The organism is Klebsiella sp. P1CD1 (assembly GCF_003790505.1).
GTDB lineage: Bacteria > Pseudomonadota > Gammaproteobacteria > Enterobacterales > Enterobacteriaceae > Klebsiella > Klebsiella variicola.
The window spans coordinates 4,227,838-4,249,695 of record NZ_CP033631.1; the positions used below are offsets into that span (position 1 = coordinate 4,227,838).

Annotated in this window: 22 protein-coding genes; 16 read left to right on the forward strand and 6 right to left on the reverse strand. The window is 59.6% G+C overall.

Going from position 1 to position 21,858, the window contains the following annotated elements; genetic code table 11:
* The first annotated feature begins 9 nt into the window (after positions 1-9).
* From DTA24_RS21025 to DTA24_RS21035, 3 genes are all read left to right on the forward strand, one after another.
* The gene (locus DTA24_RS21025) at positions 10-1,077 is read left to right on the forward strand and encodes an ABC transporter permease (protein WP_044649621.1); all 1,068 of its coding nucleotides are present in this window, start codon (positions 10-12) and stop codon (positions 1,075-1,077) included.
* A gap of 60 nt (positions 1,078-1,137) precedes the next feature.
* The gene (locus DTA24_RS21030; protein WP_004191416.1) at positions 1,138-1,935 is read left to right on the forward strand and encodes an SDR family oxidoreductase; all 798 of its coding nucleotides are present in this window, start codon (positions 1,138-1,140) and stop codon (positions 1,933-1,935) included.
* A gap of 201 nt (positions 1,936-2,136) precedes the next feature.
* Positions 2,137-2,922, forward strand: coding sequence for an SDR family oxidoreductase (locus DTA24_RS21035; protein ID WP_012968735.1), 786 nt, complete (start codon positions 2,137-2,139; stop codon positions 2,920-2,922).
* A 52-nt stretch (positions 2,923-2,974) separates the two neighbouring features.
* Here the strand turns inward: DTA24_RS21035 and DTA24_RS21040 are convergent, their stop codons facing one another.
* Entirely contained in the window at positions 2,975-3,580 is a 606-nt protein-coding gene (locus tag DTA24_RS21040; RefSeq protein ID WP_023287352.1) for a glutathione S-transferase, read from the reverse strand.
* A gap of 253 nt (positions 3,581-3,833) precedes the next feature.
* Here DTA24_RS21040 and DTA24_RS21045 point away from each other — a divergent pair, with 253 nt between their 5' ends.
* A complete protein-coding gene (locus tag DTA24_RS21045; RefSeq protein ID WP_123837053.1) occupies positions 3,834-4,727 on the forward strand; it encodes a LysR substrate-binding domain-containing protein in 894 nt (297 codons plus the stop codon).
* Here the strand turns inward: DTA24_RS21045 and DTA24_RS21050 are convergent.
* The gene (locus tag DTA24_RS21050; protein WP_008805566.1) at positions 4,724-5,980 is read right to left on the reverse strand and encodes a mechanosensitive ion channel family protein; all 1,257 of its coding nucleotides are present in this window, start codon (positions 5,978-5,980) and stop codon (positions 4,724-4,726) included. The genes DTA24_RS21045 and DTA24_RS21050 overlap by 4 nt on opposite strands.
* A gap of 224 nt (positions 5,981-6,204) precedes the next feature.
* Between DTA24_RS21050 and ivy the strand changes: the two genes are divergently transcribed.
* Positions 6,205-6,651: an Ivy family C-type lysozyme inhibitor gene (ivy, locus tag DTA24_RS21055; protein WP_023322205.1), complete on the forward strand. Its 447-nt coding sequence runs from the start codon at positions 6,205-6,207 to the stop codon at positions 6,649-6,651.
* Between the two features lie 46 nt (positions 6,652-6,697).
* Here the strand turns inward: ivy and betT are convergent, their stop codons facing one another.
* Complete coding sequence (gene betT / locus DTA24_RS21060) at positions 6,698-8,731, reverse strand: choline BCCT transporter BetT (protein WP_022064797.1); 2,034 nt, start codon at positions 8,729-8,731, stop codon at positions 6,698-6,700.
* Between the two features lie 128 nt (positions 8,732-8,859).
* Here betT and betI point away from each other — a divergent pair, with 128 nt between their 5' ends.
* The 3 genes from betI to betA are packed head-to-tail and all read left to right on the forward strand — an operon-like array spanning position 8,860 to position 12,611.
* A complete protein-coding gene (gene betI, locus DTA24_RS21065; protein WP_004151671.1) occupies positions 8,860-9,447 on the forward strand; it encodes a transcriptional regulator BetI in 588 nt (195 codons plus the stop codon).
* 13 nt (positions 9,448-9,460) lie between these two features.
* Positions 9,461-10,933, forward strand: a complete 1,473-nt coding sequence (gene betB / locus DTA24_RS21070; RefSeq protein ID WP_123837054.1) for a betaine-aldehyde dehydrogenase — start codon at positions 9,461-9,463, stop codon at positions 10,931-10,933.
* A 13-nt stretch (positions 10,934-10,946) separates the two neighbouring features.
* Positions 10,947-12,611 carry a choline dehydrogenase gene (gene betA, locus DTA24_RS21075; RefSeq protein ID WP_043875638.1) on the forward strand — a complete coding sequence of 555 codons (1,665 nt, stop codon included), beginning with the start codon at positions 10,947-10,949 and terminating at the stop codon, positions 12,609-12,611.
* Positions 12,612-12,674: 63 nt separating this feature from the next.
* On the opposite strand, the gene DTA24_RS21080 is transcribed toward betA, so the two are convergent.
* A complete protein-coding gene (locus DTA24_RS21080) occupies positions 12,675-13,031 on the reverse strand; it encodes a hypothetical protein (protein WP_012542503.1) in 357 nt (118 codons plus the stop codon).
* A 201-nt stretch (positions 13,032-13,232) separates the two neighbouring features.
* Here DTA24_RS21080 and DTA24_RS21085 point away from each other — a divergent pair, with 201 nt between their 5' ends.
* Both DTA24_RS21085 and DTA24_RS21090 read left to right on the forward strand, forming a co-directional pair.
* Positions 13,233-13,901, forward strand: a complete 669-nt coding sequence (locus DTA24_RS21085; RefSeq protein WP_012542504.1) for a transcriptional regulator — start codon at positions 13,233-13,235, stop codon at positions 13,899-13,901.
* A complete protein-coding gene (locus DTA24_RS21090; protein ID WP_012542505.1) occupies positions 13,891-14,691 on the forward strand; it encodes a PhzF family phenazine biosynthesis protein in 801 nt (266 codons plus the stop codon). Before DTA24_RS21085 ends, DTA24_RS21090 begins: the two co-directional genes overlap by 11 nt.
* Positions 14,692-14,835: 144 nt before the next feature.
* Here DTA24_RS21090 and DTA24_RS21095 read toward each other — a convergent pair whose 3' ends face one another.
* A complete protein-coding gene (locus DTA24_RS21095; protein WP_123837055.1) occupies positions 14,836-15,204 on the reverse strand; it encodes a hypothetical protein in 369 nt (122 codons plus the stop codon).
* A 100-nt stretch (positions 15,205-15,304) separates the two neighbouring features.
* Between DTA24_RS21095 and DTA24_RS21100 the strand changes: the two genes are divergently transcribed.
* Positions 15,305-15,523, forward strand: a complete 219-nt coding sequence (locus DTA24_RS21100) for a YgdI/YgdR family lipoprotein (protein ID WP_022064792.1) — start codon at positions 15,305-15,307, stop codon at positions 15,521-15,523.
* A gap of 53 nt (positions 15,524-15,576) precedes the next feature.
* On the opposite strand, the gene DTA24_RS21105 is transcribed toward DTA24_RS21100, so the two are convergent.
* On the reverse strand, positions 15,577-16,272 hold the full coding sequence (locus DTA24_RS21105) for a GNAT family N-acetyltransferase (RefSeq protein WP_023339762.1): 696 nt from the start codon (positions 16,270-16,272) through the stop codon (positions 15,577-15,579).
* Between the two features lie 205 nt (positions 16,273-16,477).
* On the opposite strand from DTA24_RS21105, the gene DTA24_RS21110 reads away from it, so the two are divergent.
* From DTA24_RS21110 to DTA24_RS21130, 5 genes are all read left to right on the forward strand, one after another.
* Positions 16,478-18,046 (forward strand): ABC transporter substrate-binding protein, encoded by a 1,569-nt coding sequence (locus DTA24_RS21110; RefSeq protein WP_008805560.1) that lies wholly within the window; start codon positions 16,478-16,480, stop codon positions 18,044-18,046.
* 120 nt (positions 18,047-18,166) lie between these two features.
* On the forward strand, positions 18,167-19,189 hold the full coding sequence (locus tag DTA24_RS21115) for an ABC transporter permease (RefSeq protein ID WP_008805559.1): 1,023 nt from the start codon (positions 18,167-18,169) through the stop codon (positions 19,187-19,189).
* Positions 19,189-20,022: an ABC transporter permease gene (locus tag DTA24_RS21120; protein WP_008805558.1), complete on the forward strand. Its 834-nt coding sequence runs from the start codon at positions 19,189-19,191 to the stop codon at positions 20,020-20,022. The genes DTA24_RS21115 and DTA24_RS21120 overlap by 1 nt, the downstream gene beginning before the upstream one ends.
* Positions 20,015-20,851: an ABC transporter ATP-binding protein gene (locus DTA24_RS21125; protein ID WP_023297191.1), complete on the forward strand. Its 837-nt coding sequence runs from the start codon at positions 20,015-20,017 to the stop codon at positions 20,849-20,851. The genes DTA24_RS21120 and DTA24_RS21125 overlap by 8 nt, the downstream gene beginning before the upstream one ends.
* Positions 20,838-21,542: an ABC transporter ATP-binding protein gene (locus DTA24_RS21130; protein ID WP_123837056.1), complete on the forward strand. Its 705-nt coding sequence runs from the start codon at positions 20,838-20,840 to the stop codon at positions 21,540-21,542. The genes DTA24_RS21125 and DTA24_RS21130 overlap by 14 nt, the downstream gene beginning before the upstream one ends.
* The last annotated feature ends 316 nt before the right edge of the window (positions 21,543-21,858 follow it).

The window sequence follows — 21,858 nt, forward strand, 5'->3', positions numbered from 1 at the left end:
GAATCCATCATGAACCAGAAATATATGATTTATATGTACCTGCTGAAGGCCCGCACCTTTATCGCCCTCCTGCTGGTGATCGCGTTCTTCAGCGTGATGGTACCCAACTTCCTGACCGCCTCTAACCTGCTGATCATGACCCAGCACGTGGCGATCACCGGCCTGCTGGCCATCGGCATGACGCTGGTCATTCTCACCGGCGGCATTGACCTGTCCGTCGGCGCGGTGGCGGGGATCTGCGGCATGGTGGCGGGCGCGCTGCTGACCAACGGCCTGCCGCTGTGGAACGGCGATGTTATTTTCTTTAACGTCCCGGAGGTGATCCTCTGCGTGGCGATCTTCGGCGTGCTGGTCGGTCTGGTCAACGGCGCGGTGATCACCCGCTTCGGCGTGGCGCCGTTTATCTGCACCTTAGGCATGATGTACGTCGCCCGCGGCTCCGCGCTGCTGTTTAACGACGGGAGCACCTACCCGAATCTCAACGGCATGGAAGCGCTGGGCAACACCGGTTTCGCCACCCTCGGCTCCGGCACCCTGCTCGGCGTCTATCTGCCGATCTGGCTGATGATCGGCTTCCTCGTGCTGGGCTACTGGCTGACCACCAAAACGCCGCTTGGCCGCTACATCTACGCCATCGGCGGCAACGAATCCGCCGCCCGCCTCGCCGGCGTGCCGATCGTGAAAGCGAAAATATTCGTCTATGCCTTCTCCGGCCTGTGCGCGGCGTTTGTCGGCCTGATCGTCGCATCACAGCTGCAAACCGCACACCCGATGACCGGCAACATGTTTGAGATGGACGCCATCGGCGCCACCGTGCTCGGCGGCACTGCGCTGGCCGGCGGCCGCGGCCGGGTAACCGGGTCAATTATCGGCGCCTTCGTCATCGTCTTCCTTGCCGACGGCATGGTGATGATGGGCGTTAGCGACTTCTGGCAGATGGTGATTAAAGGCGTGGTGATCGTCACCGCTGTGGTCGTCGACCAGTTCCAGCAGAAGCTGCAGAGCAAGGTCATCCTGATGCGCCGCCACGAGGAGAAACTGGCCGCCATCCCCCCCAACGGCGCCACCTCCAGCTAACCGGCAACGATTCACATCTTCCGCCGGGCCTGGTGCCCGGCTCAGCGAAAGGGAAAAAATATGCAACGAGATTTCCAGAACAAAACGGTGGTGATCACCGGCGCCTGCCGCGGCATCGGCGCAGGTATTGCGGAGCGCTTTGCCCGCGACGGCGCGAATCTGGTGATGGTCTCCAACGCCGAGCGCGTTCACGAGACCGCCGAAACCCTGCGTCAGCGCTATCAGGCGGATATTTTATCGCTGCAGGTCGATGTCACCGACGAAGCGCAGGTGCAGTCGCTGTATGAGCAGGCCGCCGCGCGCTTCGGCACCATTGACGTCTCCATTCAGAACGCCGGGGTGATCACCATCGATTACTACGACCGGATGCCAAAAGCCGATTTCGAAAAAGTGCTGGCGGTCAACACCACCGGCGTGTGGCTGTGCTGCCGCGAGGCGGCCAAATATATGGTGAAACAGAATCACGGCAGCCTGATCAATACCTCTTCCGGCCAGGGGCGACAGGGCTTTATCTACACGCCGCATTATGCCGCCAGCAAAATGGGCGTGATCGGCATTACCCAAAGCCTGGCTCACGAGCTGGCGCCGTGGAATATCACCGTCAACGCCTTCTGCCCGGGCATTATTGAAAGCGAAATGTGGGATTACAACGATCGCGTGTGGGGCGAAATTCTCAGCACCGAGCAGAAGCGCTACGGCAAGGGCGAACTGATGGCCGAGTGGGTCGAGGGCATTCCGATGAAACGCGCCGGTAAACCGGAAGACGTGGCCGGGCTGGTGGCCTTCCTCGCCTCCGACGACGCGCGCTATCTCACCGGGCAGACCATCAATATCGATGGCGGTTTGATTATGTCGTAATCCCCCGCGGGTTAGCGGGCCCCATCGCCCGAATAAGGCGTCCCGCATTGGCGCCACCACGCCGGGACGGCCCCCCGGTGGCGCTTCGCTTACCGGGGCTACGTAACACCGCCGAAAGGTTGCCCGGATAAGGCGCGGCGCGCCGCCATTCGGGAAACAGGGCTCCCGACGTTCGACACTATATTGAAGAGAGTAAACATTATGATCGGTAAAGATTTTGCACAGCAGCTGTTTAACCTGCAGGGGCGCGTCGCCTTCGTCACCGGCGCCGGCAGCGGTATCGGCCAGACCATCGCCTGCAGCCTCGCCAGCGCGGGTGCGCGGGTAGTCTGTTTTGATCTTCGCGACGACGGCGGGCTGGCGGAAACAGTCAGCCATATTGAATCCATCGGCGGTCAGGCTTGTTCTTATACCGGCGATGTCCGCCAGATTGCCGACCTGCGCGCCGCCGTCGCGCTGGCCAAAAACCGCTTTGGCCGCCTCGACATCGCCGTCAACGCCGCCGGGATCGCCAACGCCAATCCGGCGCTGGAGATGAAGAGCGAGCAATGGCAGCGGGTGATCGATATCAATCTCACCGGCGTATGGAACTCCTGCAAAGCGGAAGCGGAACTGATGCTGGAGTCCGGCGGCGGGTCGATTATCAATATCGCCTCGATGTCGGGGATTATCGTTAACCGCGGCCTCGACCAGGCACATTACAACTGCTCTAAAGCCGGCGTGATCCATCTGTCGAAAAGCCTGGCGATGGAGTGGGTGGGCAAAGGGATCCGCGTCAATTCCATCAGCCCGGGATATACCGCCACGCCGATGAATACCCGTCCGGAGATGGTGCACCAGACCCGCGAGTTTGAAAGCCAGACGCCGATGCAGCGAATGGCGAAGGTGGAAGAGATGGCCGGCCCGGCGCTGTTCCTCGCCAGCGACGCCGCCTCGTTCTGCACCGGCGTAGACCTGGTGGTCGACGGCGGGTTTGTCTGCTGGTGATCCTCTCCTGCTTCAGGGCGCCACGCTGCGGCGCCCCTCCCCATCCCTGCCGTTAAACCAGCGGATACTGTTGAAATACCGGCAGCGCCTCCCCCTTCTCCGCCAGCGCGCGGATATGAGGAAACGCCGCTGCCGACACCACCGCCGGGATCATCAACTGGATAAAGGACCAGACCACCGTGCTGGTGACCAGCACCTGATCCGGCTGCGCGGCGGCGGCGCGGTCTGCCAGCCGGGCGTCCCATTCCCGACAGGCGGCGAGCAGTTGGCCGGTCACCCGGGCTATCCACGGCTGATGCTGCTTCTCTTCCGGCCGCAGACGGTGCTCATAAACATGCTGGACCGCTTTTTCACTGGCGGCGAGGATCACCCCCAGCAGGTGCAGATCGCGGGCCAGCGCCTCGGGATGCGCGGGAAGCAGCCGGCGCCCGGTGGGATTGGTCGTTTCGAAATAGTGGAGGATCAGGGTGGAGTCCATCAGTTGCGTCCCGTTATCGAGCACCACCGTCGGCGCCTTGACCACCGGATTAATACGGGAAAATTCGTCAAAGCCGCTAAAGACCGAGAGCGGCAGGCTCTCGAATTCCACGCCATAGAGCGCCAGAGAAACCGCCACGCGTCTTACATAAGGTGAATCCATCATACCAATGAGTTTCATCGTCACTCCTGCCTGCGATAAAGGGGTTGCGGCTTTACCTTACTGGAAAACCGAGGCCGCGAATATCACGGGATACTTACCGCAATGGTTAGTCAAACTAACAGATTGGCGATTCGCGGTAGCCCTCCAGTTCCCCTTGTGCTATACCGACTGAGGCAGCATTTGGCTCCTTTTCAGCCTGTTTGCAGCGGCTTTAAAAGCCGCTAACCCGGTAGTAACGTTAACGTATCGACTCACTGACAGAGAAACCACCATGGCAGATTTTCCCCCTTTCGCCAGCCTGCGCAGCTTTGAGGCGGTGGCGCGCCTCGGCAGCGTGACGCAGGCCGCCCACGAGTTGAGCGTGACCCATTCGGCGGTCAGCCAGCACATCAAACAGCTGGAAGCGCTGGTCGGCGTCACGCTCTTTATCCGCCACGGCCGCGGGGTGCGCATCACAGAAGAAGGACGGCTCTATGCCCTGCAAATCCGCGAGGCGTTACAGCACATCGCCGACGCCACGCGCATGGTGCAGATCAAACCCCGCACCCTGGAAGTGACCCTGGCGACGCTCCCCTCCTTTGGCTGCCACTGGCTGCTGCCGCGGCTGGCGCGCTTTCAGGCGCGGCATCCGCAGATCGCGGTGCGCCTGCTGACCAGCCTGGCGGTGGTTAACCTGCAACAGGAGGGTATTGATCTGGCCATTCGCATGGGGCAAGGCGACTGGGAGGGGATGGAAAGCCGGCATCTGTTTGCCGATGAACAACTGGTGGTGGCCGCGCCGCATTATCGCAGCGGCGACCTGCCGACCACCCCGCAGGCGATCGCCGCCAGCGATATTATTTTTTCCATGGAGTCCTGGCATGCCTGGTGCAGCCAGGCGGGACTGGAAAAGCCGATCGTCCCCGCGGGCCTGCGTCTGAACGACTCCAATCTGGTGCTGGAGGCGGTCCGCCTGGGGGCCGGCGTAGCGCTGGAGCGGCGCTCGCTGGTGGCGGGGGCGATAGCCCGCGGCGAGCTGGTGCAGCTCACCGCCGTCACCGTCCCCTACCCCTGGCACTACTGGCTAACCGTCTCCCCGCAGGCGGAGAACCGGCCGGAAGTCGCCCGGTTCATCGCCTGGCTGGGGGAGGAGATCGCCCTCTGGCGCCAGCAAATCAGCGCTTAGCCTTCGGCCGACGGCGGCAGGCCCGTCCGGGCGGCGTGCTCCTGGGAGAGACGCCAGAAATCGTGCCCGGCGGGATACTGATAAAGTCGCAGGGAAAACTGTCCGGCCACCGCGGTAATGTACTCAAATATCGCCGACTGGGTGTTTTCGTAGTCTTTCCACAGCGTCGAGGAGGTGAAGCAGTAAATCTCCAGCGGGATGCCCGACGGCGACGGTTTCAGCGTTCTCGCCACAATGTACATCTCCTTAATAATATCCGGTCGCTCGGCGAGATAGTGCATCAGATAGTGGCGAAACAGGGTCAGGTTGGTCAGCCCGTTATCGACAAACCAGCGATCGGCCACGCCGCCGGGATCCCGGCCGTCAAGCAGCGTGCCCAAAGGCTCACTCACCCCGCGGATGGTCAGCATCGAGGAGAGCATCTCCTGGTCGAGAAAACGCACCGAGTGCTGATCGATGGCGATACTGCGCATGATCCGCCGCGCCCCGGAGGAGAACATCGCCTGCCAGTTGGTATAGGTCTCGGTGAGGAAATTCTTGGTCGGGATGCGGGAGATCGTATTGTCCCAGTTGCGGATGGTAATGGTGTGCAGCGCGATGTCCGTCACTTCACCGCTGAGGTTCTTGTCAGGCATTTCAATCCAGTCCCCCAGCTGGAGAACGTCGTTAGACGACAACTGAACGTTCGCCACCAGCGACAGCAGGGTATGCTGGAACACGATCATCAGCACCGCCGCCACGGCCCCCAGACTGGAGATAATAATGATGGGCGATTTGTTCGACATCACGGCGAGGATCATAATCGCCGCCAGGATGTGAACTAAGATTTTGCCTATCTGGATATAGCCCTTAATGGAATGATTTTTACGTTTGGTCTTTCGCAGATAAGAGCTGTTGACAATATCCAGCATCTCGTTGAAAAACACCGACATAAAAATAAAAAACAAGATCCCGCAGATGGTATTAATCGCCGTCACCAGCGATGCCGGCATCGCCGGCATAAACTGCAGGACGTAATAGACGATAATAACCGGAATGAAATTGGACAGTTTTTCGGCGATGCGTCGATCCTTCTCCAGCGGCACATCCTGTTTGTGGCTACTAAAGAAGACCTTACGCACCACTTTAATCAGCAAGAACTTGCATAAAAGATGGGCAAATATGCCGGAGACCAGCAGCAGAATAAGATTAAACCCCACCGCCAGCGCCGGATTACTCTCAATAAACGTCAGTAGATGATTCACATACGCCATGCTTTATCGCCTGAATAACTATGCCATTTCGCTAACTGCTTTATCACAAGGGCATATATTTGGAAAATAAATCAATCCGCATCATGGCATATCGCTTAGCGTAACGTCCATGCGCGCACCGCTTCTAATCATTCACAGAAAATATGTCAGAGTTTGCATTAATCATTCCCTACGCTCACTATAAAGAGGCTTGTTATGAGGACGGAATAAGTCCAGGAGGAAACATGTTTAAAGCGCTTACCGCTATCATCACCTTAGCCGCCTCCGCCAGCGTCATGGCGCAAGGCGATGTCACGTTGAACAGTCTGGCCCACGATGCCGCCACCCGGGCGTCGTTTAACCAGATGGTCAAAGGCCATCAGCTACCCGCCTGGGTAACCACCGGCGGCACCGGTTCGCCCGCGCAGACGGTGAAGCTGGGTAGCGAATCCTGGCAGGTGTTAAGCGCCTGCAAACCCCACGACTGCGGCCATGAACGTATCGCGGTGATCTGGTCGGAGAAAAGCAAACAGATGTCCGGCGTTTACTCGGTGGTCGATGAAAAAACCGACCAGGAGAAGCTGACCTGGCTTAACGTCAGCGATGCCCTGTCCATCGATGGCAAAACCGTGCTGTTTGCCGCCCTCAGCGGTAGCCTCGACAACCATCCGGACGCCTTTAACTACCCGTAACCGCCCGTCGCCCCCGTCAGCCTTTTCCCGACGGGGGCTTCCCTGATTAGCCATCCGGGAACATCACGCTGTTCCCCGGCGCTTCCCTGTGCAGATGGATAAAGTTCAGGTGCCGTTCGTACTGGTCGAGAATATCGGTGATCACCTGCTCTTTGCTGTAGTCCATCAGGTCGTTACCCTGACTGCCCTCCAGCAGGAAGGTTTCCAGCCGGTAATAGGTGGATTTCCCGCTGCGCGCCCGATAGGTAAAGCCCGGCACCGAGTACTGCTGCGGCCAGATCTTGTAGATAAAGTTCTGCTCGTCGCCCATGTGCACCAGCAGATCGAGGTGGCCCAGGTTCTCGCCCTCTTCCGGCGGCAGGCTCTTCAGTTCCACCGCGGCGCCGCGCAGCCGCAGCTCCTGGGCTACCTCCTCCATCGCCGGGTAGCACACCGTCTCCATCATCTGTTTGGTATAGCGCGTGCCCGGGTAATTCATCAGCCGCGACAGGCGCTTCTTCCAGCTCAGACGATCCTGGAGGCCCATCGGACGCGGGGCGGTGTCGCGACTGGCGCTGACCCGGCGGTAATCTTCCACTTTCAGGGATTTATACAGTCCGGCCATCACGAAGAAAATCACAAAGCTGAACGGCAGACCCATGATCACCGTGGTGTTCTGCAGCGCCGAGATGCCGTTGGTCATCAGCATCCCGAGGGTCAACAGACCGATGGCCACCGACCAGAAGATGCGCAGCCAGTTCGGGGCGTCGCTGTTGATGTCCTTCAGCTTCGAGGTGAAGTTCCCCAGCACCAGCGCGCCGGAGTCGGCGGAGGTGACGTAGAACAGCAGACCGGTAATGGTCGCCACCGACGCGCTAAAGGTAAACGCCGGGTACTGCGCCAGCAGGCTGTAGAATCCGCGTTCCGGGTGGAGCATCGCCTCCTCGGCAAAGGCCGCGTCGCCGTGAATAATCTCATACAGCGCGCTGTTGCCGAACACCGATAGCCACAGCAGGGTAAAGGTGAACGGAATAATCAGGGTGCCCATCACAAACTGGCGGATGGTGCGTCCGCGCGAAATGCGCGCCAGGAACAGGCCCACAAACGGCGACCAGGCCACCCACCACGCCCAGAAAAAGAGCGTCCAGTTATTCATCCACTCCACCGGGCGGTCGAAGGCGAAGCTGTTCAGCGTCATGCCCATAAAGCGGTTGACGTAGTCGCCGACGTTCAGCACTAACGCATTGAGCAGGAAGGAGGTATCGCCCATGAAGAGCACGAACAGGATCAACCCCAGCGCGAGGGCGACGTTCAGCTCGGAGAGCACGCGGATGCCCTTGTCCACCCCGGAGGTGACCGAGATGGTGGCGATGATCACCGACAGCGCAATCAGGGCCGCTTTCGCCGCCAGCGAGTCCGGAATATCGAACAGCACGCTCAGACCGTAGTTGAGCTGCACGACGCCGATACCGAGGGTGGTGGCGATGCCGAAGATGGTGCCGATCACCGCCGCAATATCGACGCTGTGGCCGATGGGCCCATTGATCCGTTTGCCAAAAATCGGGTACAGCGCCGAGCGGATGGTGAGCGGCAAATTATAACGATAGCTAAAGTATCCCAGCGCCATACCCATCAGGGCATACATTGACCAACCGGTTAAGCCATAGTGAAACAGCGTCCAGACCATCGCCTGGCGCGCCGCCTCGATGGTCTGCCCCGCCCCTTCCGGCGGCTGCATATATTGCGTCACCGGCTCGGCGACCGAGAAGAACATCAGGTCGATACCGATCCCGGCGGCGAACAGCATCGCCGCCCAGCTCAGCAGGCTGAACTCGGGCTTTGACTGCTCCGGCCCGAGCTTCACCGAGCCGAAGCGCGAGCAGGCAATGCAGACGACGAAGACGATATACAGCGTCGCCGCCAGCAGATAGTACCAGCCGAAGGTTTTCGACACCCAGTTGAGGGTGCGCCCAATCCACTCGGCAGAAAAATCGCGAAAAAAGATCGTCATCAGGGAAAACAACAAAATCAGTCCGGCCGAGGTATAAAAAACCACCGGATTGATTTTGTCCTTTTCTCTGTTTTGCGAAAGATCTGTCATCCAGTATCCCCACTGTTTTTGTAACTATTAAAATTCAATAACGTAACAATTAAGACACATTTTATATTGAACGTCCAATCAAAAACCGCTTTAATAGTTAACCAACGCTGATGAATGGAGTGGCAAAAATGCCCAAACTGGGGATGCAGCCAATCCGGCGCAGGCAACTGATCGACGCCACGCTGGACGCAATAAATGAAGTCGGAATGCATGATGCGACCATCGCGCAGATCGCCCGACGGGCGGGCGTATCGACGGGGATCATCAGTCACTATTTCAAAGATAAAAATGGTCTGCTGGAGGCGACCATGCGCGACATCACCAGCCAGCTGCGCGACGCGGTGCTCAACCGTCTGCACGCCCTGCCGGACGGCAGCGCCAGCCAGCGCCTGCAGGCGATTGTCGGCGGCAACTTTGATGAGACGCAGATCAGCAGCGCGGCGATGAAGGCCTGGCTGGCCTTCTGGGCCAGCAGCATGCACCAGCCGATGCTTTATCGGTTACAGCAGGTCAGCAGCCGTCGGCTGCTGTCGAACCTGGTGTACGAATTCCGCCGCGAGCTGCCGCGCGAGCAGGCGCAGGAGGCCGGCTACGGGCTGGCGGCGCTGATAGACGGCCTGTGGCTGCGGGCGGCGCTCAGCGGCAAACCGCTGGATAAGACGCTGGCGCAGTCGCTGACCAGCCACTTTATTCGTCAGCATTTACCGAACCCATAACCGAGGAGGCGTTATGTCCCGAATGGCAGAACAGCAGCTTTATATTAATGGTGGTTATACATCGGCCACCAGCGGTCGCACCTTCGAGACCATCAACCCTGCCACTGGCGAGGTGCTGGCGACCGTTCAGGCTGCCGGACGCGAGGATGTCGACCGCGCCGTTGAAAGCGCGCAGCGTGGGCAAAAAATCTGGGCGGCGATGACCGCCATGGAACGCTCGCGCATCCTGCGTCGCGCCGTCGACCTTCTGCGCCAGCGCAACGATGAGCTGGCGCGGCTGGAGACGCTGGATACCGGGAAACCCCTCAGCGAAACCGCCGCCGTCGATATCGTCACCGGCGCCGACGTGCTGGAGTATTACGCTGGCTTGATCCCGGCGCTGGAAGGTAGCCAGATCCCGCTGCGCGACAGTTCCTTCGTCTATACCCGTCGCGAACCGCTGGGGGTGGTAGCCGGGATCGGCGCGTGGAACTACCCGATCCAGATCGCCCTGTGGAAATCGGCGCCAGCGCTGGCCGCCGGCAATGCGATGATTTTCAAACCGAGCGAGGTCACCCCGCTCACCGCCCTCAAGCTGGCGGAAATTTACAGCCAAGCGGGCCTGCCGGACGGGGTGTTTAACGTCCTGCCGGGGATCGGCGCGGAGACCGGCCAGTATCTGACCGAACATCCGGGTATCGCCAAAATCTCCTTCACCGGCGGCGTCGCCAGCGGCAAAAAAGTGATGGCCAACTCCGCGGCCTCGTCGCTGAAAGAGGTCACCATGGAGCTGGGCGGTAAATCGCCGCTGATTATCGCCGACGATGCCGACCTCGACCTCGCCGCCGATATCGCCATGATGGCCAACTTCTACAGCTCCGGTCAGGTGTGCACCAACGGCACCCGGGTGTTTGTCCCGGCGAAACAGAAGGCGGAATTCGAGCACAAGATCCTCGAACGCGTGGGCCGCATCCGCCCCGGCGATCTGTTTGCCGATGACACCAACTTCGGCCCGCTGGTCAGCTTCCCCCATCGCGACAACGTTCTGCGCTATATCGAGAGCGGCAAACACGAAGGCGCGCGCCTGCTGTGCGGCGGCGAGGCGCTGAAAGGCGACGGTTTCGATAACGGCGCGTGGGTCGCCCCGACGGTGTTTACCGACTGTAGCGACGAGATGACTATCGTGCGCGAAGAGATCTTCGGCCCGGTGATGTCGATCCTCAGCTATACCGACGAAGCGGAGGTCATTCGCCGCGCCAACGCCACCGAATACGGCCTCGCCGCCGGCGTGGTGACGCCCAACCTCAACCGTGCCCACCGTCTTATCCACCAGCTGGAAGCCGGCATCTGCTGGATCAACAGCTGGGGTGAATCCCCGGCGGAGATGCCGGTTGGCGGCTATAAGCACTCCGGCATTGGCCGCGAGAATGGCGTCATGACGCTGCAGAGTTACACCCAGGTGAAGTCCATCCAGGTTGAGATGGGTAAATTCCAGTCCATATTTTAACCGGGAGGTTTTTTTGCAATTTGACTACATCATTATTGGCGCCGGCTCCGCCGGCAACGTTCTGGCGACACGACTGACTGAAGATCCAAACACCACCGTCCTGCTGCTGGAAGCCGGCGGCCCGGACTACCGGTTCGACTTCCGCACCCAGATGCCCGCCGCGCTGGCTTACCCGCTGCAGGGCAAACGCTACAACTGGGCGTACGAAACCGAACCTGAGCCGTACATGAACAATCGCCGCATGGAGTGCGGACGCGGCAAAGGGCTCGGCGGCTCCTCGCTGATCAACGGCATGTGCTACATTCGCGGTAACGCGATGGATCTGGATAACTGGGCCAAAGAGCCGGGTCTGGAACACTGGAGCTATCTCGACTGCCTGCCCTACTACCGGAAAGCGGAAACCCGCGATATCGGGCCTAACGACTATCACGGCGGCGATGGCCCGGTGAGCGTGACGACGCCGAAGCCGGGTAATAATCCCCTCTTCGAGGCGATGGTCACCGCCGGGGTGCAGGCGGGTTATCCGCGTACCGACGATCTCAACGGCTACCAGCAGGAAGGCTTTGGCCCGATGGACCGCACCGTGACGCCGCAGGGCCGTCGCGCCAGTACCGCCCGCGGCTATCTCGACCAGGCGCGCGGTCGCCCGAACCTGACCATCCGCACCCATGCGCTGACCGATCACATTATTTTTGCCGGCAAGCGCGCGGTGGGCGTCGAGTGGCTGGAGGGAGAAAGCACGATCCCGTCAAAAGCGACGGCCAACAAAGAGGTGCTGCTGTGCGCCGGGGCGATTGCCTCGCCGCAGATCCTGCAGCGCTCCGGCGTGGGTAACCCGGAGCTGCTCAGGCAGTTCGATATCCCGGTGGTGCACGATCTCCCCGGCGTGGGTGAGAACCTGCAGGACCATCTGGAGATGTATCTGCAATATGAATGCAAAGAGCCGGTGTCGCTCTACCCGGCGCTACAGTGGTGGAACCAGCCGAAGATCGGCGCCGAGTGGCTGTTCGGCGGCACCGGCATCGGCGCCAGCAACCAGTTCGAAGCGGGCGGTTTTATCCGCAGCCGCGCAGAGTTCGCCTGGCCGAACATTCAGTACCACTTCCTGCCGGTGGCGATTAACTACAATGGCTCCAACGCGGTGAAAGAGCACGGCTTCCAGTGCCACGTCGGTTCAATGCGTTCGCCCAGCCGCGGCCACGTGCGCCTGAAGTCGCGCGACCCGCACGCCCATCCGGCGATCCTGTTTAACTATATGTCCCATGAGCAGGACTGGCAGGAGTTCCGCGACGCCATCCGCATTACCCGCGAAATCATGAACCAGCCGGCGCTGGATAAGTATCGCGGCCGCGAAATCAGTCCGGGAACAGAATGCCAGAGCGATGCCGAGCTGGATGAGTTTGTGCGCAACCACGCCGAGACCGCGTTCCACCCGTGCGGGACCTGTAAGATGGGTTACGACGAGATGGCGGTGGTCGATGGCGAGGGCCGCGTCCACGGTCTGGAAGGCGTGCGGGTGGTCGATGCCTCGATTATGCCGCAGATCATCACCGGCAACCTCAACGCCACCACCATTATGATCGGCGAGAAGATGGCTGACGCCATTCGCGGCCGCCAGCCGCTGCCGCGCAGCACCGCGGCGTATTATGTCGCTGGCGACGCGCCGGTTCGCCGCTAATCGTCTATGCCGCACTTGTCCTTTCCCGTGCGGAAAGGACACTCCTCACCTTTCCAGCATCCCTTAGCGCTCAAGGCACGGCTGAATAATGCTATCAACAGCAGCATTCACCTGTTTTGCACCGGATATCAGGGTGATACTTATCGTCCTCGCCCCAGCCACCTGGTACATATCGATCTGGGCGACTCGTGTGCCGTACTGCGAAATATCAAAGAAGTTTGGCGCATTCTGCTCAGGGAAGATGCGCTCAACCTCATAGCCTTGCGGCTTCAGGGCGCTGCGTATGCAGTCATAGCGCCACTGCAGCCCCGGCCGATCGGATACTGAATAGGACTGATAGACGGTTTTGTCGCCGAAGGGGTGAATGACTCCGCAGGCCACCAGCAGAACGGCAATGGCCATCACGCCGTAAATTCTCATTATATTTCCATAACATAAAGACGCACCCGACATGAGCGCTGACGCTTTCTGCAGCAAAAGGTACGCTGTCCAAACTATAAATTCAACTTTTTGTTGATAATTAAACATTATGCGTATAATTTAATCCTGTCAGCGTATCTCCCATGGTAAAATGGCGCTCCGGGATCGCTTCCTGATCACGATGCAAGCAAAGGATCATCCATGACATCAGAGTACACACAGCAGGTTGCACAGATTGCCGGGCCGCTTGAAGCAGCCATGGACGCTATGGCGGGGACATTATCAGCGAATCAGGAGGTGGTGTTGCATAATCTCACTACCCCTGAACATTCCATTATCAAAATCATTAACGGACATGTTAGCGGTAGGGGTAATGGCGATCATTTGTTAGCCGGTCCGGAAAAAGATACCGGTTTTGCGCTGCTGCTGCAGAAGACGAATAACAACAAGCCGAGAACCATAAGCGATTATAAAACCGTCACCGCTTCGGGGAAAACGCTCAATAGCGCATCGACAATTTATTACAGCGAAGAGGGATATCCGCTTATCGCCTTCTGTATTAATGTCGACCCCTCGCCTTATGAGCAAATACGCAAAAGCCTTGACGCGCTGCTGCCATCGCCGTCAGAGGCCGCTGAGGCGGTCGATCTTAATTTGGGTGGGCTGATCGATCAGTCAATTCAGGAAATCATTGATAAATATTCAGTGCCGGGTAAAAAAATACAAAAAGCGCAGCGTTTAAAAATTGTCGCTGAAATGCATACGAAAGGTATTTTCAAGATGCGCGGGGGCGTGCAGCAGGCGGCTCAGGCCCTGGGGGTAACACGATATACGGTTTATAATGACCTTGAGGTGATGAATGAAAAATAATTCACAGCAGCGCATTCGCTTTTATCAGGTCGATGCTTTTTCGAAAGGCCCCTTTACCGGCAATCCCGCCGCGGTTTGTTTGCTGGAGACGTGGCCTGAAGATAGCGTGCTGCAGCACATTGCGACGGAAAACAACCTGTCGGAAACGGCCTTTGTTGTCAGGCAGCCTGACGGTTTCGGGTTACGCTGGTTTACCCCGGCCGTCGAGGTGGATCTCTGCGGTCATGCCACGCTGGCTGCGGCCAGCGTGCTGCTCAATCAACAAGCGCGCGAGCGGGTGCGTTTTTTCACTCGCAGCGGCGCGCTGGACGTCACGCTGCATGACGGAAAATATACCCTGGATTTTCCGCTGGTTGTTCCGTCCCCCATCGCCGCGCCGCAAGGGTTGTTCAAGGCCCTGGGGCTGGCTGAAGACGCAGGTGAAACCTGGCAAGCCTCCGATATTATTGTCGTCATTGATGACGAAGCGCTGCTGGACGCGCTCAAACCCGACTTTAACGCCTTGAATGCCTTCAACACTCGTGGCGTGGTGGTCACGGCCGCATCCCGGACCTTCGATTTTCGTTCTCGCTGGTTCGGTCCGCAGGTGGGAGTCAACGAAGATCCGGTCACCGGTTCGGCACATACTTTTCTGGCGCCGCTGTGGAGTGAAAAACTGGCGAAAAAAACCCTTCATGCCCAGCAAGGTGGCAACCGTAAGGGAGAACTCTTCTGCCACATAAAAGATAACGGACGTGTTGAACTATCAGGCGAAGCCTGTCTGGTTATTGAAGGTACCTTTATTCTGTAAATCGACGAACCTATAGCATCATATTAACTTAGCGGCGAACGCCTGTTCCCATCATATTAAATACGTCTGTTTAATATTGTGGTGAGGATCATGCAATAACGTCATCCGGGGTTTGCCGTTTCCAGCCCCGGAGCATTGATAATATCAGGTATTTTTATCCGTTACGGGCGCAAAAAATAATAAGCGTACTGCCTGCGCAACAGGGTCTGCGGCAGGCATAGTCAGCTTCAGCCATAAAAATGATATTTTTAATGTTGTGTTAGCCAAAAATGCCTGAACGGGTCTTTGAATGGTTATCACTGGAATCGTTACTTTAACTCTGGGTATTAAATAACAACTAGCAAGTCGTTCATCCCGACAATATTGCCGAGAACTCACCTCTGCCGGTGTCGGAATCGGGAGCACTGACAGGGCTAACAGAGAGAATATCATGTTAACAAAACCAGATGATGAATCTAAGAAAAAGGCCACGCCCCTTGAACGTTGTATTGTGGTTATTACGTTAGTCGCCATGTTAATACTTTATTCGGTGTTAATTATGACCCACTTTCGATAACTGGTTAGTCTGTCATATTCTGCGGCCCACCGTGGCTTTCTTACAACAGGTAGCACAATGAAAAAGTTCGTTGCAGTATTCGGTTTGGCATTATTAACGTTCACCGTTGCGGGGTGTTCCAGCAATTATGTATTAGAGAAAAAAAATGGTGAGATGATTATCACCCACGGAAAACCCGAGGTCGATGACGATAATGGATTAATCACCTATGAGGACATCGCAGGAAATGAGCATGCTATTAACCGGGATCAAATTATTCAGATGATCGAGAAATAGCCTTTTTATGGGCAGAGCTGGCGTAATGCACTCTGCCCATTCACCATACAGGCCTAACGAAATGCCTCAAGGCGTTTGATCTGCTGCCCGTCGGCAGTAAAGTTCTCCGCCGCCAGCCATGCCCGCAGCGCCGCATCGCGCGCAGGCCACTCGCCGTCGATGATGGACAGCATATCGCTGTCGCGCGTCCGCCCTTTACGCACCAGCCTCTGCCGCAGACGTCCTTCCCAGCTAAAGCCCAGCCGCTCGGCGGCCCGGCGCGAGGCGACATTCATCGAATCGCATTTCCACTCCAGCCGACGGTAGCCATGGTCAAAGCCGTTCTTCAGCAACAGCCAGACCGCTTCGGTACCCAGCGGGGTGTTTTTCATCCGTCGCGACCAGGTGACATGGCCGATCTCAACCGTGCCCATTTCCCGCTCGATCGCCAGATAGCTGACGATGCCCACCGCCTGCTCGCTACGCAGGTCAACCACCGCATACGGCACCAGAGCATCATCATTCACCTTGCCCGCGATCCAGTGGGCGGTCGCCGCCACGCTCTCCGGCCGCGTAGACGCCAGCCACGTCCAGTCGCTGTTGTCGCCGAGCGCATAGGCGGCAAACAGATCCGCCGCATGACGGTCAACGTCCAGCGGCTCCAGTCGGCAAAAACGGCCATTTAACGCCGTCCGCCGCAGGACTTGCGCCCCCTGCCAGCCAGGGACAAGATCGTTTACCTGCTGGCCAAACTCATTGATTTCCGGCACACCCACCTCCTTGCAATAGACAATTTGTTATAGCAAGAAGCCAGAAGCGGAGAAAGGCGCTTCTGCGCGACCGGCAATAACCTGTCGATCTTGAATATGCGTTTTTAGCATAAGGATATCCTTATTTTGACTTTACGCCTTTTGGCAAGCGGCCTAACGTAGCGAGGCATAAAAAATTAAAACAACCATTTTTCAGGGATTGCACATGACCAAAAAACTGTTGCCTTTACTGGTATTGACGGCGCTCACCGCCGCCGCGCATGCCGCTACGCCGCCCAACACGCTGGTGGTCGCCCAGGGTCTCGACGATATCGTCAGCCTCGACCCGGCGGAAGCGAACGAACTCTCCAGCATTCAGACGGTCCCCAGCCTCTATCAGCGTCTGGTGCAGCCGGACCGCAACAACCCTGAAAAAATCGTACCGATCCTCGCCGAAAGCTGGCAGGCCGATCCGGCGGCGAAAACCCTGACCATCAAACTGAAGCCGGATGCCAAATTCGCCTCCGGTAATCCGCTGCGCCCGGAAGATGTTATTTTCTCTTACACCCGTGCGGTGACGCTGAATAAATCGCCGGCGTTTATTCTCAACGTGCTCGGCTGGCAGCCGGACAACATCGCCAGCCAGCTGAAAAAGATTGATGACCATACCCTGACGCTGCACTGGACCGCCGACGTCAGCCCGGCGGTGGCGCTGAATATTCTCTCCACCCCTATCGCCTCCATCGTTGATGAAAAACAGGTAGCGCCGAACGCGAAAAATAATGACTTCGGCAACGACTGGCTGAAGATGCACTCGGCGGGCAGCGGGGCCTATAAAATGCGCGTCTACCAGCCGCATCAGGCCATCGTGCTGGAAGCCAACGCCAGCTCCCCCACCGGCGCGCCGAAGATCAAGAGCATCATTATTAAAAACGTCCCCGACCCGGCTTCCCGCCGCCTGCTGATCCAGCAGGGGGATGCCGACGTGGCCCGCGATCTCGGCGCTGACCAGATTGCCGCCCTGCAGGATAAACCCGGCGTGAAGGTGCTGAGCATCCCGTCCGCCGAGCAGAACTATCTGGTGTTTAATACCGCCAACAGCGCCAACCCGCTGCTGAATAATCCGGCCTTCTGGGAGGCGGCGCGCTGGCTGGTCGATTATGAGGGCATCACCAAAAACCTGCTGAAAGGCCAGTACTTTATTCACCAAAGCTTCCTGCCGGCCGGCCTGCCGGGGGCGCTGGAAACCAATCCGTTCACCTTCGACCCGCAAAAAGCTAAGGCTATCCTCGATAAAGCGGGCATTAAGGATGCCCACTTCACCCTCGACGTGGAGAACAAACCGCCGTTTATCACCATCGCCCAGTCGCTGCAGGCCAGCTTTGCCCAGGGCGGGGTGAAAGTGGATCTGCTGCCGGCCGCCGGCAGCCAGGTTTATGCCCGGGTACGCGCGAAGCAGCATCAGGCGGCGATCCGCCTGTGGATCCCGGACTACTTTGATGCGCATTCCAACGCCAGCGCCTTTGCCTGGAACGATGGTAAGTCCAGCACCGTGGCCGGGCTCAACGGCTGGCAGATCCCTGAGCTGAATAAAGCCACCCTCGCCGCGGTGGCGGAGCCGGACCCGGCGAAACGCCTCGATCTGTACAAAACGATGCAGGAATCCCTGCTGCAGCATTCGCCATACGTCTTTATTGACCAGGGGAAAACCCAGATCGTGGTGCGCGATAACGTGAAGGGCTATCAGCAGGGGCTGAACGCCGATATGGTCTGGTACGATAACGTCACCAAGTAAGCGGGTTTTGGTCACCGGGTCCGGCGGCCTCGCCTGCCCGGATGACCGTTTCGCCACCCGGGCCCGGCGGGCGTCGCGCCGCCGGGAATCATGTTGATATACCAGGAATTTCCATTTTCCATGCCATCGTTTTCCACTCACCTTACCCGCCTGCTGCAGGGGCTGTTGACGCTGCTGCTCACGCTGTTCGGGCTGTTGCTGGTCACCTTCTCGCTCTCCGCGCTGTCGCCCGTCGACCGCGTACTGCAGATCGTCGGCGACCATGCCAGCCAGTCGACCTATGACCAGGTTCGCCATCAGCTGGGTCTCGACCAGCCGCTGCCGGTGCAGTTCTGGCACTACCTGGTCAACCTGGCTCATGGCGATCTTGGCATCGCCAGCGCCACCGGCCAGCCGGTGCTCCACGATCTGCTGGCGGTCTTCCCGGCGACCCTTGAGCTGGCGACCCTGGCGCTGATCGTCGGCGCGGTACTGGGCATCGTCGCCGGGGTGCTGTGCGCCCGTTACGCCGGTTCGCCGTGGGATCTGGCGGTGCGCACCTTTACCCTGTTGGGCAACTCGGTGCCCATTTTCTGGCTCGGCCTGCTGATGCTGGCCCTGTTTTACGCCCGGCTGCAGTGGGCGCCGGGCCCGGGTCGACTCGACGATATTTATCAGTATACCGTCGAGCCGCGCAGCGGTTTTGCGCTGATCGACACCTGGCTCTCCGGCGATACCGCGGCGTTTAAAAATGCCATCGGCCATCTGGCGCTGCCGGTGCTGGTGCTGGCCTATTACTCGCTGGCGAGCATCACCCGCCTGACCCGCTCCGCCTGCCTGAGCGAGATGAACAAAGAGTACATTCTGCTGGCGCGGGCCAAAGGGGCCGGAGAGATGACGATTTTGCTGCGCCACGTCCTGCCCAATATCCGCGGCACTCTGCTGACGGTGACCGCTCTCGCCTGGACCTCCATGCTCGAAGGGGCGGTGCTCACCGAAACCGTCTTCTCGTGGCCGGGGATCGGCCGCTACCTCACCACCGCGCTGTTCGCCGGGGATACCACGGCGATCATGGGCGGCACGCTGCTGATTGGCGTGAGTTTTGTGCTGATCAATAACCTGACCGACCTGCTGGTGCGGTTAACCGATCCGAGGGTGCGCTGATGCCGACTTATCTGTTTTTACGCCGTCTGCGCCGCTCACCCGCCGCCTTCAGCGGCCTGACCCTGGTGATCCTGCTGGTACTGACCGCGCTGTTCGCCCCGTGGCTGGCGCCGCACGATCCCAACTGGCAGGATGCCGCCGCTCGTCTGCAGGGGCCCGGGGCGGGACACTGGCTCGGCACCGACAGCTACGGCCGCGACCTGCTGTCGCGCCTGCTCTACGGCACCCGCCCGGCGCTGGGTCTGGTGGCGCTGGTGACCGCCATTACCCTGCCCGTCGGGCTGCTGGTAGGTATCCTCTCCGGTTACTATGGCGGGTGGCTGGAGCGGATACTGATGCGGTTTACCGACGTGGTGATGTCGATGCCGCGCCTGATCCTCGCCTTCGCGTTCGTGGCGATGCTCGGCCCGGGGCTGGTCAACGGCGCGCTGGCGTTAGCCCTGACCACCTGGCCGGCCTACGCCCGTCAGGCGCGCAGCGAAATTCAGCGCCTGCGCCATAGCGACTACCTCGCCGCGGCGGAGATGCTGGGCATCCGCGGCTGGCGGCTACTGATTGGGCATATTCTGCCGCTGTGTCTGCCGTCGGCGATTGTCCGGCTGGCGCTCGATCTGGCGGGCATTATCCTCGCCGCCGCCGGTCTCGGCTTTCTCGGCCTGGGCGCCCGCCCGCCGATGGCGGAGTGGGGAGCGATGATTGCCGACGGGATGCAGGTGATTTTCGACCAGTGGTGGATCGCTGCCATCCCCGGCGCGGCGATCCTGCTCGCCAGCCTGGCGTTTAACCTGCTGGGCGATGGCCTGCGCGATATTCTGGAGCCGCAACATGACTGACATCCGACTGACCGTCCAGGGACTCGCCGTCGACTACCCCACCGCCCGGGTGGTGGACAACGTCAGCTTCACCCTCGGCAACGAGCGGCTGGCGCTGGTGGGCGAATCTGGCTCCGGCAAATCGATGACCGCCCGGGCGTTGATGGGCCTGGTGCGCAAGCCCGGGGTGGTGAGCGCCGAACGGCTGGAGGTGCTGGGGCGCGATGTGCTAACCCTCAGCGCCCGCGGCTGGCGCGCGCTGCGCGGCAACGATATCGCTATGGTGCTGCAGGATCCGCGCTATGCGCTAAATCCTGTGCAGTCCATTCAGACGCAGCTGGAAGAGGCGTTAACCCTGCATCAGCGTCTCAGCCGCCGTGGGCGCGCCGAGGCGGTTAAAGACGCCATCGCCGCCGTCGGTCTGGATCTGCCGGTCCTCAGCCGCTATCCCGGCGAGCTCTCCGGCGGGATGGGGCAGCGGGTGATGATCGCCCTCGCGCTGCTTAATAACCCGAAGGTGCTGATAGCCGACGAGCCAACTTCGGCCCTCGACGCCCGCCTGCGCAACCAGATCCTCGAGCTGCTGGTGGAGCAGTGCGCGCAGCGGCAGATGGCCATGCTACTGATCAGCCACGATCTGCCGCTGGTGGCCGCGCATTGCGATCGCGTGCTGGTGATGTACCGGGGGAGACAGGTCGATGAGATGCCGGCGCGGGCGCTACCGAGCGCGACGCACCCTTATACCCGCACCCTGTGGACCTGCCGGCCAAATGCGCACACCTACGGCCAGATGCTGCCGACCCTCGACAGAACCCAGGACTTTACGGAGACGGCCCATGGCGATCGTTAATCTTCAGGATTTGCAGGTAACATTCGGCGCGAAGACGGCGGTCTCTGCCGCCAGTTTCTGTGTCGACGCCGGGGAAACCTTCAGTCTGATCGGCGCCTCGGGCTGCGGTAAATCGACGATTTTGCGCGTGCTCGCCGGATTACAGCGCGAATGGCGCGGCAGCGTAGAACTGCTGGGCCAGGGCATCGCGCCGGGCGCCCGCTTTCAGGGCGCGCTGCGGCGCAACGTGCAGATGGTGTTTCAGGATCCGTACGCCTCGCTGCATCCCAACCATACTCTGTGGCGCACCCTGGCGGAGCCGCTGCAGATCCACGGCATCCGCGACGTTGCCCCCCGAGTGACCACCGCCCTTGAGCAGGTGGGTCTGGCCGCCGACGCCGTCCGCCGCTATCCACACCAGCTCTCCGGCGGGCAACGGCAGCGCGTAGCCATTGCCCGCGCCCTGCTGCTGCGCCCGCAGATCCTGCTGCTGGATGAGCCGACCTCGGCGCTGGATATGTCAGTGCAGGCGGAAATTCTCAATCTGCTTAACCGCCTGAAACAGGAGCACGGCATGACCTATCTGCTGGTGAGCCACGATGCCGACGTCATCGCCCATATGTCCGATCGGGCGGCGTTTATGGCGGAGGGTGTGATCCAGCGCTTTTTCGATCGCGAAGCGCTGGTCAAGGGAGAACACCGGATGAGGTGAGGTCAGCGGATGCGCCGCTGTTTTGTCGGGTGGCGCTTCGCTTACCCGACCTGGGGTCCGTGCGACCTGTCGTTAATTTACCCACTTGCGGCGACTGAAACTGCCGGTTTCCCCCCTCTCCCTGTGTATGAAGAGCCGGAGTGAGGCTCGGTTTTCCCCCTCTCCCTGTGGGAGAGGGCCGGGGTGAGGGCAACAGAGCGCACCCTGTCCCCGCTGCCCGGCGCCTTAGCCCGATGCGCCGTTGTTTTGTCGGGTGGCGCTCCGCTTACCCGACCTGGGATTCGTGCGACCTGTCGTTAATTTATTCACCATTGTT

Coding starts and splice junctions, on each gene's coding strand:
- betT (WP_022064797.1), bottom strand. CDS start 8,731: ATGACAGATCTTTCGCAAAACAGAGAAAAGGACAAAATCAATCCGGTG.
- DTA24_RS21130 (WP_123837056.1), top strand. CDS start 20,838: ATGGCGATCGTTAATCTTCAGGATTTGCAGGTAACATTCGGCGCGAAG.
- DTA24_RS21035 (WP_012968735.1), top strand. CDS start 2,137: ATGATCGGTAAAGATTTTGCACAGCAGCTGTTTAACCTGCAGGGGCGC.
- DTA24_RS21090 (WP_012542505.1), top strand. CDS start 13,891: ATGAAAAATAATTCACAGCAGCGCATTCGCTTTTATCAGGTCGATGCT.
- DTA24_RS21085 (WP_012542504.1), top strand. CDS start 13,233: ATGACATCAGAGTACACACAGCAGGTTGCACAGATTGCCGGGCCGCTT.
- DTA24_RS21045 (WP_123837053.1), top strand. CDS start 3,834: ATGGCAGATTTTCCCCCTTTCGCCAGCCTGCGCAGCTTTGAGGCGGTG.
- DTA24_RS21125 (WP_023297191.1), top strand. CDS start 20,015: ATGACTGACATCCGACTGACCGTCCAGGGACTCGCCGTCGACTACCCC.
- DTA24_RS21050 (WP_008805566.1), bottom strand. CDS start 5,980: ATGGCGTATGTGAATCATCTACTGACGTTTATTGAGAGTAATCCGGCG.
- betI (WP_004151671.1), top strand. CDS start 8,860: ATGCCCAAACTGGGGATGCAGCCAATCCGGCGCAGGCAACTGATCGAC.
- ivy (WP_023322205.1), top strand. CDS start 6,205: ATGTTTAAAGCGCTTACCGCTATCATCACCTTAGCCGCCTCCGCCAGC.
- DTA24_RS21095 (WP_123837055.1), bottom strand. CDS start 15,204: ATGGCGACTAACGTAATAACCACAATACAACGTTCAAGGGGCGTGGCC.
- DTA24_RS21110 (WP_008805560.1), top strand. CDS start 16,478: ATGACCAAAAAACTGTTGCCTTTACTGGTATTGACGGCGCTCACCGCC.
- betB (WP_123837054.1), top strand. CDS start 9,461: ATGTCCCGAATGGCAGAACAGCAGCTTTATATTAATGGTGGTTATACA.
- DTA24_RS21115 (WP_008805559.1), top strand. CDS start 18,167: ATGCCATCGTTTTCCACTCACCTTACCCGCCTGCTGCAGGGGCTGTTG.
- DTA24_RS21030 (WP_004191416.1), top strand. CDS start 1,138: ATGCAACGAGATTTCCAGAACAAAACGGTGGTGATCACCGGCGCCTGC.
- DTA24_RS21100 (WP_022064792.1), top strand. CDS start 15,305: ATGAAAAAGTTCGTTGCAGTATTCGGTTTGGCATTATTAACGTTCACC.
- DTA24_RS21120 (WP_008805558.1), top strand. CDS start 19,189: ATGCCGACTTATCTGTTTTTACGCCGTCTGCGCCGCTCACCCGCCGCC.
- DTA24_RS21040 (WP_023287352.1), bottom strand. CDS start 3,580: ATGAAACTCATTGGTATGATGGATTCACCTTATGTAAGACGCGTGGCG.
- DTA24_RS21025 (WP_044649621.1), top strand. CDS start 10: ATGAACCAGAAATATATGATTTATATGTACCTGCTGAAGGCCCGCACC.
- DTA24_RS21080 (WP_012542503.1), bottom strand. CDS start 13,031: ATGAGAATTTACGGCGTGATGGCCATTGCCGTTCTGCTGGTGGCCTGC.